The organism is Rhizobium indigoferae (assembly GCF_034554815.1).
Taxonomy (GTDB): Bacteria; Pseudomonadota; Alphaproteobacteria; order Rhizobiales; family Rhizobiaceae; genus Rhizobium; species Rhizobium leguminosarum.
On the sequence record NZ_CP140638.1, the window covers coordinates 541,896 to 554,338 of the forward strand.

A 12,443-nucleotide genomic window follows, 5' to 3' on the forward strand; every position below is an offset into this window, starting at 1 on the left:
TGCGGCGTCGAATGCGCTTCAGCCGCCGAGGCGCGCCTATAGCTGTCCCGTCCGGTACTGGTCGACAAGATTCCGGCAGGCGCGGATCGTCAGAGCCATGACGGTGAGCGTCGTGCCGGCGATGCCGCTGCCGGGGAAGGCGCTGGCGTCGGTGACGATGAGGTTCGGGACATCCCAGACCTGGTTGTAGGGGTTGAGCACCGAAGCCTCCGGGGTTTCGCCCATGCGCGCGCCGCCCGTCTCATGGATTGCCGCGCCCATGCACATGGTCTTGCGGAACCATTTGCGGAACATGAAGCGGCTGAAGGCATCGGCTTCGGGAAAGGCGCCCTTGCTCATCTCCTTGAGGCCGGTGGGCGAGCCGATGAATTCGAGGTCGCCGCCGACCTCCTTGATCATCGCGATCAGCGTTTCCTCCTGCCTTCTGAGCAGCGCCTGTTCCTCCTGTCGCATGACGCAGCGGATATGCGGCACAGGAATGTTCCAGGCATCCCTACGCCTGGCGTCGAGCGTGATGCGATTGTCTGCATAGGGCAGCATGCGGCCGAAACCGAAGAAGGCGAGACGTGCATCTGCGTCTGCGGAGATCGGCGCACGGCCGACACTTCCCTGGTAGTCGAAATCGCCGCGGGCGGCATCGCCCTCCCCGAAGCGGGGAATGAAGATCCCGCCCGACGGATTGTAGAACGGGTCGGTCGGCGCGGACTCGTCGACCGCCCAACCCTTCGCCTTCGAAAAGGACCCAAAGGCGAGGCACGGAAGCTGGTCCATGAAATAGCGGCCGAGAGCGCCCGAGCTGTTGCCGAGCCCATCAGGATGTTTCGCCGACGCCGAATTCAACAGCAGCCGTACGCTCTCTATCGGCGAGGCCGAAAGCACCACCGTCGCGGCGCGCGCGGTCGATACTTCGCCCGTATTGCGATCGATGAACTCCGCCCCGGCGGCGCGGCCGGTCTTCTCGTCCGTGGTGATGCGGCGAACGACGGCGTCGTAGCGGACGGTCAACTGACCGGTGGCCTGAGCGTCTCGCAGCGGTCGCGGCATGCGGTCCGCGTCCGGCGCAATGTAACGCCAGGAGACGACGTGCCTGTCCGGCCAGCGGTTTTCGACCGCCTGCTTGAAGATCTGTTCGGCGGGCGTCAGGCTTGCCGGCTTCGCATAGATGCCGTCCGGCAAGCTCGGCACGTTATCCCTATTGCCGTAGAGGCCGAGATAAGTCTCCACCTCGTCGTAGAAAGGCACCAGTTCTTCATAGGAGACCGGCCAGTCCACACCCTTTCCGGCGCGCGAGCGGATCTTGAAATCATCGTCGGTCCAGCGCAGCAGCACCCTGCCGAAACTGTGGAGACGCCCGCCGCCCTGGCGGCCGCGGATCCAGAGGAAGGGCTCGCCCTTCGGCGTCGTATAGGGGTTCTTGCGGTCATTGACGAAGAAGTGGCTGAAACGCTCGGTAAAAAACGCCGCGCGGGCCTGGATCGGCTGGCCCTTGAGGGTGGCCCGCGCGCGCTCCCAGATATTGATGCTGCTTGCCGGCGCCTTCTTGCGCGCGGGATCGAAATCCTTCGGCCCGACGGCGGGACCGGCCTCGAGCAGCAGCACCGACAGCCCCTGTGCCGTCAGTTCTTTTACCGCGAAGGAACCCGCCGCGCCGGAGCCGACCACCAGCGCATCATAGACGATCTCAGACATGTCGTTTCAAATCCTGTCCTGGAGCAATCCTCAAAACGGCGCGAAACGCGCCCGGAATTGCGGGAAAACAAAGGGATGGTGCGTCACAGCCGCGATCCGTCAGCGCCGAAGAGGGAGGCCTTGGCGATATCGAGCCCGGGAGCCATGGCGTCACCGGGCTCAAGGGTGACGTCGCCCATCAGCCGGAGCGAGAGGCTTTGGTCCGCCCAGTCGAACCAGACAACGGCGTCCGAACCCATCGGCTCGACGACGGCAACGCGGCCCGGAATGGTGGGCAGGCCGCTCGCCGCCCCATCGAGCACAAGGTGTTCCGGGCGAAAGCCGAGTGTAGCAGGTCCTTCCGCCGCGGCCGCACCAAAGGAATAGCCGGAGAGATCGATGGTCAGCCCGTTGCCCAGAAAGATGGGCGCCCCGTCGCCGCGCTCGATCCGGCCCTCGATGAAATTCATGGCCGGAGCGCCAATGAAACCGGCAACGAAGAGATTGGCCGGGCGGCGGTAGATCTCGGCCGGCGAGGCGAGCTGCTGGATCACACCGTCGCGCATGATGGCGATGCGGTCGGCAAGCGTCAGGGCCTCGACCTGGTCGTGGGTGACGTAGATCATCGTATTGCCGAGGCGCTGGTGCAGCTTCTTGATCTCGACGCGCAATTCGTTGCGCAGTTTGGCATCGAGGTTCGACAGCGGTTCGTCGAACAGGAAGACATCGACTTCGCGCACCAGCGCCCGGCCGATGGCGACGCGCTGGCGCTGGCCGCCCGATAGCTCGGCAGGGCGCCGGTCGAGCAGCTTGTCGAGCTGGAGAAGGGCGGCGGTGCGAGCGACACGGGCCTCGATCTCGGCCTTCGGCAGACGGGCGACGCGAAGTCCAAAGGAGAGGTTCTTGCGGACCGACATGCGGGGATAGAGCGCGTAGGACTGGAAGACCATGCCGATGCCACGGTCCTTCGGCTCCTCCCAGCTGACATTCTTGCCCGAGATCCAGACCTCGCCTGATGTAATGTCCTGGAGACCGGCAATGGCGTTCAAAAGCGTAGACTTGCCGCAGCCGGAAGGGCCGAGCAGCACCAGGAACTCTCGCGGCGCGATATCGATCGACATCTTCTCGATCACCGTATGGTCGCCATAGGCGATCTTCAGGTCCTTGACGGAGACGGCAGATTGCATGGAAGCGTTACCCCTTGACTGCGCCGGCCGCGATGCCGCGCACGAACCAGCGGCCGGACAGGAAATAAATGGCGAGCGGAACGATGGCGGTGAGGATCGTCGCCGCCATGTTCACGTTGTAGGTTCGCTCGCCCATCGTGGTGTTGACGATATTGTTGAGCTGCACGGTCATTGGCAGGTTGTCGCGCCCGGCAAAGACGAGCCCGAGCAGGAAGTCGTTCCAGATGCCGGTGAATTGCAGCATGGAGACCACGACGACCATCGGCACGGCAATCGGCAGCATGATCTCGAAAAAGATGCGCCAGAAGCCCGCGCCGTCGACGCGTGCCGCCTTGCAGAGCTCCTCCGGCACGCTGACGAAATAGTTGCGGAAGAGTAGCGTCACCAGCGGCAGGCCGAAGATGACATGCACGAGAATGATGCCGGCCAGCGAATTGTAGAGATCGATATTCGCCATTGCCCGGACCATCGGATAAAGGAAGATCTGGTAGGGGATCAGGCCACCGGCCATCAGCAGGCCGAAGAGCAGGTTTGCCCCGCGCGGCCGCCAGAGCGACAGCGCATAACCGTTGACGGCGCCGATAAAGACCGACAGCGCGACCGAGGGAAGGGTGATCGCCACCGAATTCCAGAAGCCGCTGCGAATGCCGACGCAGACGGTTCCCATGCAGGCGCCCGACCAGGCGGTAGCCCAGGCAGAGAAATCGAGCGTGGCCGGCAGGGCAAAGATCTGCCCGAGCCGGATTTCGTCCATGGACTTCAGCGAGGTGACGACCATGGTGTAGAGCGGCAAAAGGAAGAAAAGCGCGGCGATGACAAGGAAGGCATAGAGACCGATGCGCCCGGCGGTGATCTGTGCCGGCTTCGGGCCGTTTGGATGAGGACGGGCCATCACGCGGCTCCCTTCGCTCTGTCGCGCATGTGCATGATGTAGCGAAACGGAGCGACTGCGATGATCACGCCGAGGACAAGCACCGTCGCGCCTGCTGTGGCGAGGCCGAGATTCTGGCGCCCGAACAGATTGTCCATGATAAATTTCGCCGGCACCTCCGTCGCATTGCCGGGGCCGCCATTGGTCATGGCGACGACGATGTCATAGGTCTTGATCACGCCCATGGCGAGCAGCATGCCGGCCGCGGCCAGCGCCGGCCCGAGCTGCGGCAGGATGATCGAGACATAGATCCGCCAGACGGGAATGCCGTCGATCCGCGCCGCCTTCCATTGCTCGGCCTCGATGCCGCGCATGCCGGCGAGCGCAATGACCATGACGAGCCCCGCGCCCTGCCATACGCCGGCAAGCACCAGCGCATAGATCGCCATGTCGCGATTGACCACCCAGTCGAGGACGAAGCTTTCCCAGCCGAGCGAACGCACGCTCGCCTGGATGCCGAGCGTCGGATTGAGCATCCATTGCCAGATCAGCCCGGTCACCACGAAGGACATGGCGTAGGGATAGAGGAATATGGTCCTGAAGGCGCTTTCGAAGCGGATCTTGCGGTCCAGCGCCGCGGCGAGAAAGAAGCCGAGCAGCAAACAGCCTGCGACGTATAGGACGCCGAATATCAACACGTTTTGCAGCGAGGCCAGCCACTTGGCGGAAGAGAAGAGCTTCGAATACTGCGCCAAGCCGACATAGGTCGAGGACGGAAAAAGCGTCGAATTGGTGAAGGACAGGCGGATCGACCAAGCCATGGTGCCGATGAAGACCACGACCGCGACGAACCATGTCGGCAGCAAGGCGATGGTCGCGGAAAGATTGGGCTTGCGTTTGATGGACATCGGCCAGCTCGTTGACGGAGTGGAAAGCAGGGCTCGGGCCGCCGCGTGAGGCGGCAGCCGGCAGCCGTGGCGTCGGATCAGGCCGACGCCACGGGTACTATCCTACTCGAAGACGGCGAAGAAGTTTTCGGCTGCGGCGCCTGCATCGTTCGAGCCGCCGCTCCAGTATTCGTCGACGAAGTCGTCGAGCGCGCCGACCTGCTGGGGCGTCAGCACGATCGCCTGGTCCGGCACGATTGCACCGGCGCTCATCAGCTCGACACCCTTCTGCGCGCAGGCGTCCAGCTTCGACTTATCGACGTCGGCGCGCATCGGAACCGAGCCCTTCTTCAGGGCAAATTCGACCTGAACGGCCGGATCCATGACGACTTCGGCGAGAAGTTTCTGCGCCTTGTCGGTCTCGGCCTTGCCGGTCTTGGGGAACCAGAGGGAGTCGGCGATGTAAACCATGCCCTTCGACTCCGGCACGATCATGCAGCCATAATCCTTGCCCGGCTCCTTGCCGGCAACGGTGAATTCGCCCTTGGCCCAGTCGCCCATGAACTGCACGCCGGCCTTGGCGGTGATCAGCATGGCGGTCGCGTCGTTCCAGTTGCGGCCGGCTGCACCGGCATCGACATAGCCGCGCAGCTTGCCGAGGATTTCAAGGGTCTTCTTCACACCCTCGACGGATGCCGGGCTCTTGTCCTTGTCGACATAGATCTTCAGGAACCCGTCGATCCCGACCTGAGAGAGCAGGATCATGTTGAAGACCTTGGTTTGCTGCCAGGGTTGGCCGCCCCAGGCAACCGGAACGATGCCGGCAGCCTTCATCTTGTCGAGATCCGCAAAGAGCTCGTCCCAGGTCTTGGGCTCTTGCGCGATGCCGGCCTTCTCGAAGGCTTCCTTCGAATAGAAGATCCAGCTTTCACCATGGGCGCCGGTCGGCGCAAGATAGACCTTGCCGTCATAGGAGATGAGATCGTGGATCGATTTCGGCAGGGCGTCCGCCCATTTGCCGGAGGAGGCCACGTCGTCGATCGGATTGAACAGGCCCTGGTTGATGAAATCAGCGGCAGCGAGGCCGATGACGCCCTGCTTGGCCCCGGGCGCGTCACCCGCGACGATACGGTTCTGGAAGGCGGCATCGGCCGCACCGAAGCCGGCGATCGAGGAATCCTTCCAGACGCCGCCGCGCTTTTCGAACTCGGTCTTGATGACGTTGAGCGCGGCTGCTTCGCCGCCCGACGTCCAGGACGACATGATCTCGATCGTCGGCTTGTCCTCGGCATGGGCCGAGGCAGACAGGCCGGCGAATGCCACGCCGGCAAGAAAAAGCTTCATCATGGTCTTCATTGTTCCACCTCTTGAAAATGCCCTCTTTGCGGGGCGTTTGTTGTTTTAGGGATGACTGTCAGCGATAGATCGGCAGGAGCGCCTGCCGGACGAGGGTGAGCCCGTTGGCGATGTCGCGGACGGGATCCGGCGCGGCATCGAGTTCGAGGATCGCCCAGCCTTCATAGGCCCGGTCGCGCAGCAGCCGGATCCAGGCCGGCCAGTCGACCCGTCCGAGGCCGAAGCTGCAGAAATAGGGCTGGTGGCGTTCATGGATGTGCTTGTCGATCGGGGTGTCGGCGGGCATCGGGCCGCGCGCATCCTTCCAGTGGGCGATGATCATGCGCTCGTGATGGCGATCGACGAGCTGGACGGGATCGGAGCCGGCCACGATGATGTGGGCGGTATCCGGGCACATGTGCACATAGGCTGGGTCGGTGAGAAGCATCATCAGATCGACGTCGCGCGCGGCGGCAAAGATCGAGTGCGCCTCGGTGTGCAGCGCCAGCCGTACGCCCCTGGCATAGAGGGTCGCGCCGAGCCGGTTCAGAAAATCGGCGATCACCTTGGCGCGATCGAAATCATGGAACTGCACCGGCTGGGCGCCGAGCGTCTGGCGTAGGGGCGCGCCGATCACCATGATGTCGCTGCCGCAGGCTTTCAGGAAGTCGGCATATCGTTCCGCCTTGTCGATCAGCGCGCGCTGGGCCTCGGGCTCGGCGAAGTCGCCGGCCGCCTCAAGTTCCGCGAAGAAGCCGCTGCACAGCGTCAGACCGCGTCTTGCCAGCTCGGCCGCGAAGGCATCGACGGATCCATAGGTCTTGATCGCGTCCTGCCAGTTGAAGGGAGAGAAGGTCAGCTCGACGCCGGTAACGCCGGAGGCCTGGACGCCGTCGAGGATCTTGTCCCAGAAGGCGCGCGGCGCGGCGCGTGCATAGTCGACGATCGCGTCATGGCTATCGACGTCCCAAAAGCCGGGATGGAAGAATGTCACGAGATCGACGCCGAAGCGCAGCCTGTCGTCAGCAGCCATAATCACTCCCTTTTCAAGGCATGACCCTATCCGTTTGCGGAAGGGCCGTTCCGCATTCATAAGTCGTAGAATTTTCAATGCATTAGCGTATGGCAATCGTTTGCCATGATTAGATAATAGCCAAGCTGTTTTTTTACGCAAGCGGTTTTTGGCAAACGTTTGCTATAAGCTGCCACTTGTCTTAGAGTTGCAAACAAAAGCATCCCGGAGAAAGAAAGAACCGTGAACAAAAACAAGGATGTAGTCGGGGAGGATCAATCAGGCGCGTTGATGGCCGATGTCGCGCGGCTCGCCGGCGTTGCGATATCGACAGTGAGCCGGGCGCTCGCCAATCCCGGACGGGTCAACGAAAAGACGCGCGCCAAGATCAATGCCGCAGCCAGGCAACTGGGCTACACCCCGAACGCGATGGCGCGCGGTCTTAGGGTCGGCAAATCCAATATCATCATGATCATTCTGCCGGGATCGCTCTACTATGGCGCTTCCCAGGTCATTCCGCAGGTGCTGCAGAGTATCAATAAATCGCTGATCCAGGGCGGCTACAACCTGATGATCGCCAACCTCGACCGCGACGAGATTTCCGAACGGCACATTCTTGACCTCGCCTTCGGCGGCAGCGTGCGCGGGGCCATCATCCTGTCGTCGAAGCTTCCGGAGGTTGACGGACGCTCGCTGGCCAATTCCGGCCTGCCGATCGTGTCGATGCTGCTCGACATGAGCGATGCCGGCCTGCAGAGCGTCGTTACGAACGACCGCGAGGCCGTGCGCGACGTCACGGCCGAACTGATCCGACTGGGTCATCGACGGTTCCTCTATCTTGCGGGGCCTGAAGGCAACTATCACGATGTCGAGCGTTACGGCGGCGTCCTCGAGGCGCTCGAGGCGGCAGGATTGTCCGAGGATTCGGTGCATCGCTCGGGTGGTCATCTCGATTATCAGCACGGCTTCGACATTGGTGTCCAGGCGGCGGATGATTTCGCCGAGTTGACCGAGAAACCGACAGCCGTCATCGCGACCAGCGATGACATGGCCATTTCATTTGTCAGCCGTATCCAACGGACGGGCCTAAGTATTCCCGGTGATGTGTCCGTCGTCTCCTTCGACGGCTCCCCCGTCTGCGAATTTTGCTCTCCGCCACTCTCGACGATCAAGCAGCCGGTGGAAGAGATGGGGCGCGCCGCGGTGGATCTCCTCTTCGACGCCATTGGCCAGAGGCAGAATACGGCGACGGTTCGTACCGTCATCCGCAGCAGCCTGATCTTGCGGGAGAGCATCGCTGCTCCGAAGAACTGACGGAGCCGGCCGCGGCGAGGGGATTACCCTCGACATCAATCAAAACCCGCCGCTTGATCCTCGGTACTTCGATCTCTTGTAGGTCGACGCCATTACAGCCCTACAGTGTTCAGCGTAAACTGTTGGTTTGGCGACAGAGGGATATTTTAGTTGTCAGTAATACAATCATCCGGCAACATGATCGGCTAACTTCTAGAATTGAGTAATATTGCCACCAGCACGTTGGGGAGACGGGCATGTGTGCAGAGCTTGTCGAGCGCCGATTGGCGGCTATCCTGGCCGCCGATGTGGTAGGCTACAGCCGTCTCCTGGAAGCCAACGAAGAGGAGACGCTTAACGCCCTTCGTCAGCATCGCCGCGAGCTCTTCGATCCCGCTGTCGCGACCCACGGCGGGCGCATAATCAAGGTGATGGGCGACGGCTTCCTGGTCGAGTTCGGCAGCGTGCTCAGTGCTGCACGATGCGCAGTCGAAATCCAGCGCGGCATGCTGGAGCGCAACATGGGGATTCCAGCGGACAGGCACTTTGCGTTTCGAATAGGCTTGAATCTGGGTGACATCGTCTTCGATGCGGATGACTTTCATGGGGACGGCATTAATGTGGCGGTCCGGCTACAAGCCCTTGCAGATCCTGGCGGCATTGCCTGTTCGGCGGCTGTGCGCCACGAAGTCGGAAACAAGCTCGGCCTCGATTTCGCGGACCAGGGCGCCAAGACCGTCAAAAACATTTCCCGCCCGGTCCATGTCTATTTTGCCGATTGGGGCAATGTCGCCTCCGGTGAGGAGGTGCCGCTTGCCGCAAGCGGGCACACGCGCGCACCCGTCAACAAGCCGTCGGTTGCAATCCTGCCATTTGCCAACATCAGCGACGATCCCGCCCAGGAGTTTTTCAGCGACGGCATCACAGAGGACATCATCACTGACCTATCGAATGTTTCAGGCCTATTCGTACTGAGCCGCAACACTGTCTTCACATGCAAAGGCCGGAGCGAGAACCTGCAGCGCATCGCCGGGGAACTCGGGGTTGCCTATGTCGTAGAGGGCAGCGTCCGCAAGGCCGGCAACCATGTGAGGATCAATGCTGAATTGATCGACGCAGCCAGCGATGGCCACGTGTGGGCGGCGCGTTACGACCGCGACCTCACCGACATCTTCGAAGTGCAGGACGAGATCACGAAGGCGATCGTCGAGCAACTGAAGGTCAAGCTACTCCCGGAGGAAAAGAAGGCAATCGAGCTGGCGCCGACAGCAAGCGTTGAAGCTTATACGCACTTCCTCAGGGGCCGCGAATACTATCACATTGCCTCGCGCTCAAACCATCTCATGGCCAGACAGAGCTTCGCGAGAGCTATCGAATTGGATCCGGACTATGCCCGCGCTTATGCGGGCGTCGCGGTTTGCGATGCGCGTCTGCGGTCCCAGTTCGGTGTACAGATCCCGGTGGAGGACATTCTTGCGAACACCGCGAGGGCGCTCGCTATCGATCCCAATCTGGCGGAGGCACACGCGGCCAAGGGGTTTGCGTTGGCGGTGGCCGGCAATCGCGCTGAGGCCGTTTCCGCATTCGAGCAGGCTTTATCGCTCGACGGCGATTGCCACGAGGCGAACCGGTATTATGCCGAATTTTGCGTCACCGACGGTCAGTTCGAGCTGGCGGCCACCTACTTTCAGCGTGCAATGGAAATCAAGCCTGCCGATTATGGTGCGCCGACCATGCTTGTGCACGTCTTTCGTTCACTCGGGCAAACAGACAAGGCCAATAGTTATGCTTGGATCGCGTTGAAAAAGGCGGAGGAAGAATTGCGGCTACATCCGGAGAATGCCAATGTTGCCTGTCTTGGAGCAACCGTGCTCGCCTTTCTCGGTGTCCGCGATCGGGCACTGGAGTGGCTGGCCCGCTCACTGGCGACTGATCCCAACGACATAAACATTCAGTACAACGCCGCCTGCACTTATGCGCTGCTTGGCGAGATTGACCGAGCGATCGAGGTGCTGGAAGCCTGGATGCCTCAGGTCGGCGCCGAGATGCGGCTGTGGTTCAAGAACGATTCCGACCTCGATTCCATTCGCAGTCACCCGCGCTATTCGAGATTGGTTGAACTGTCTGAATAACGCCTCGTACATTTGGCAGGCTGGCGCTAATACTATTTCATTACTTGCTAAAATTCTCGCGAGCGCCGAAGGTCAACTTAAACTTGCACCAGAAAAGTCTTTTGAGGGGAAGCGGATGAGCACCCGGTTCAGACTTTTTGTACAGCCTCCATTTGAAGATGCTTGGTCCAGTCCCGAGATTGTCGAAGTGTCGTCTCCGCTGGGCAGCCTGACGGCTGGTCCGGCCGACGATCGCATGTTCGTTGTGGAGCCGGTCGGCAAGACCAGTCCTTACGGTGTGAACCGCGGGCCGCTCGGAACACCGTACATGTATCTGCCGCCCTGGATCGGGAAAATCCTTCAGCCGGCCACCCCCGACGAGTACGGCAATTTCGACTATCTCCGATCTTCGATGGCTGGCTTCGAAGCCGCGCATGTTTTTGGTTGCGTGCGATTCACACTGGATGTGTGGGAGCGCTATCTCGGCCAGCCGCTCACCTGGCATTTTCGCGATCATTATGACCGTCTGGAAATCTCGATCCTGCCGCGATGGGACAACGCCCAATACGGCTATGGTTTCCTCGAAATTGGGAGCCAGTTCGAAAACAACGGGCGCGTCCTTCCCTTCAGCCTGGATTTTGACGTCATCGCTCATGAGGTGGGGCACGCGATCATCTTCAGCGTACTGGGCGTGCCGCGCCCGGGAACCGAGTATCCGGAATATCTTGGCTTCCAGGAGGCCTTCTCCGACTGCGTGTCGCTGATCGCGGCCATGCATTTTCCGTCCGTGATCGACAATGTTCTCGCGGAGACGCGCGGTAACCTCTACCGTGCAAATCGCCTTGCGCGCTTTTCGGAATTTTCGCCGCATCGCCAGATTCGTTCGGCAAATAACAAAAGGACGATGGCCGACTTCGCTCGTGGGTGGAAGGACGAGCATGAGCTCTCGCAACCGCTCACCGGTGCAATATTCGACATCCTCGTCGACCTCTTTCATGAGAGCCTAGTGGCGCGCGGCTTGATCTCGCCTGCCGTTGAAAATCTCGCAGATATTGCCGAGTTCGATCCTGCTGCCGAGGCACCCGTGCAGCATGCTTTCGACCGCGCTTTCGCCCGCAACTCGGATGGTTTTGTCGAAGCATTGCTCGATGCACGAGACGTCGTCGGGACGTATCTGGCGGAAACCTTGTGGGCTCTCGCTCCCGACTTTCTGGACTACGGCGACGTTGCGAGGACGATGCTTGCGATTGATCGGGATGAAAGTGGCGGCCAATTCGCACGGATCATCAGCAGGAATTTTAGGCAACGTGCCATCGGCGAGTTGCATGCCGGCGCGCATGTGAAGGGTGGCGAGCATCGCAGCCATGTCCACTCTGCGCGAATCTTGCTGCCGATAGACCATCTGGAGCTTCCGAAGATGAGCTATCGCGAGAAATTTCTGCTGTCGAAATTGGCATAGGTCAATAACCAGGTAGATGGAGGCAGACGTGGCAGACAATGAAACCTTACTCGGCGTATCAGCGGTATATTTGTTCGGGCGTGAACTTAGTGATCTTCTTCTGAGAGGCGACGTTTATCAGCCTCTGATCGGAAATCCATCGGGAGCGAATAGTTTTCTGAGGGGTCAGCTCAGCGCGGACGGCGCGACTCTTGCGCGAATTTACGCTTTCTCCTTCGAGGGAACTTTCGTTGAATTAAGCCGGCCGGCTATCTTCATTGTCCACGGCAGCGGCTCGAATCCCGACGATCCACCTCCGAGGAACGTCGATGGCGATATTGAATACGACAGATTGTCTCGGTCCCCAGGTTCGAGTGCACGAACAGGCCTCGGCTCCCAAATCGGAGCTCTCGCCAGGGATATGAAGGTCTGGATCTATGACAAGGGCGATCTCTCGATGAGGCTTGATGCCCAAACGGGAACCCTTGAGCAAATCTTGCTCTCGGCCGAGGCCTCGGCTGATCCTCGGGGAATGGCGAGCGGCGGATTGTCCAGATCGGGCGGTGCCTTGTCCCGCTCCGGCGGCGTGATGTCGAGATCAGGCGGATTCGTCCCTCGCAGATCGGGTGACGGTGATTGAT

The 12,443-nt window shown here is 60.9% G+C and carries 10 protein-coding genes; 4 read left to right on the top strand and 6 right to left on the bottom strand.

The window, feature by feature from the left end:
• Nucleotides 1-36 precede the first annotated feature (36 nt).
• From U5G49_RS35050 to U5G49_RS35075, 6 genes are all read right to left on the bottom strand, one after another.
• Complete coding sequence (locus tag U5G49_RS35050) at nucleotides 37-1,689, bottom strand: GMC oxidoreductase (protein ID WP_193445973.1); 1,653 nt, start codon at nucleotides 1,687-1,689, stop codon at nucleotides 37-39.
• An 83-nt stretch (nucleotides 1,690-1,772) separates the two neighbouring features.
• Complete coding sequence (locus U5G49_RS35055) at nucleotides 1,773-2,855, bottom strand: ABC transporter ATP-binding protein (protein WP_113542804.1); 1,083 nt, start codon at nucleotides 2,853-2,855, stop codon at nucleotides 1,773-1,775.
• A 7-nt stretch (nucleotides 2,856-2,862) separates the two neighbouring features.
• Entirely contained in the window at nucleotides 2,863-3,747 is an 885-nt protein-coding gene (locus U5G49_RS35060) for a carbohydrate ABC transporter permease (RefSeq protein ID WP_113542805.1), read from the bottom strand.
• Nucleotides 3,747-4,634 carry a carbohydrate ABC transporter permease gene (locus tag U5G49_RS35065; protein ID WP_130654215.1) on the bottom strand — a complete coding sequence of 296 codons (888 nt, stop codon included), beginning with the start codon at nucleotides 4,632-4,634 and terminating at the stop codon, nucleotides 3,747-3,749. Before U5G49_RS35065 ends, U5G49_RS35060 begins: the two co-directional genes overlap by 1 nt.
• A gap of 102 nt (nucleotides 4,635-4,736) precedes the next feature.
• Nucleotides 4,737-5,969, bottom strand: coding sequence for an ABC transporter substrate-binding protein (locus tag U5G49_RS35070; RefSeq protein WP_130654216.1), 1,233 nt, complete (start codon nucleotides 5,967-5,969; stop codon nucleotides 4,737-4,739).
• A gap of 58 nt (nucleotides 5,970-6,027) precedes the next feature.
• Nucleotides 6,028-6,981 (bottom strand): sugar phosphate isomerase/epimerase family protein, encoded by a 954-nt coding sequence (locus tag U5G49_RS35075; protein WP_018246896.1) that lies wholly within the window; start codon nucleotides 6,979-6,981, stop codon nucleotides 6,028-6,030.
• A 222-nt stretch (nucleotides 6,982-7,203) separates the two neighbouring features.
• On the opposite strand from U5G49_RS35075, the gene U5G49_RS35080 reads away from it, so the two are divergent.
• From U5G49_RS35080 to U5G49_RS35095, 4 genes are all read left to right on the top strand, one after another.
• Nucleotides 7,204-8,274 carry a LacI family DNA-binding transcriptional regulator gene (locus U5G49_RS35080; protein ID WP_193445972.1) on the top strand — a complete coding sequence of 357 codons (1,071 nt, stop codon included), beginning with the start codon at nucleotides 7,204-7,206 and terminating at the stop codon, nucleotides 8,272-8,274.
• A gap of 236 nt (nucleotides 8,275-8,510) precedes the next feature.
• Nucleotides 8,511-10,385, top strand: a complete 1,875-nt coding sequence (locus tag U5G49_RS35085; RefSeq protein WP_131647215.1) for an adenylate/guanylate cyclase domain-containing protein — start codon at nucleotides 8,511-8,513, stop codon at nucleotides 10,383-10,385.
• A gap of 115 nt (nucleotides 10,386-10,500) precedes the next feature.
• On the top strand, nucleotides 10,501-11,823 hold the full coding sequence (locus U5G49_RS35090) for a gluzincin family metallopeptidase (protein WP_193445971.1): 1,323 nt from the start codon (nucleotides 10,501-10,503) through the stop codon (nucleotides 11,821-11,823).
• Nucleotides 11,824-11,839: 16 nt separating this feature from the next.
• Nucleotides 11,840-12,442, top strand: a complete 603-nt coding sequence (locus U5G49_RS35095) for a hypothetical protein (protein WP_131647217.1) — start codon at nucleotides 11,840-11,842, stop codon at nucleotides 12,440-12,442.
• Nucleotide 12,443 lies beyond the last annotated feature (1 nt).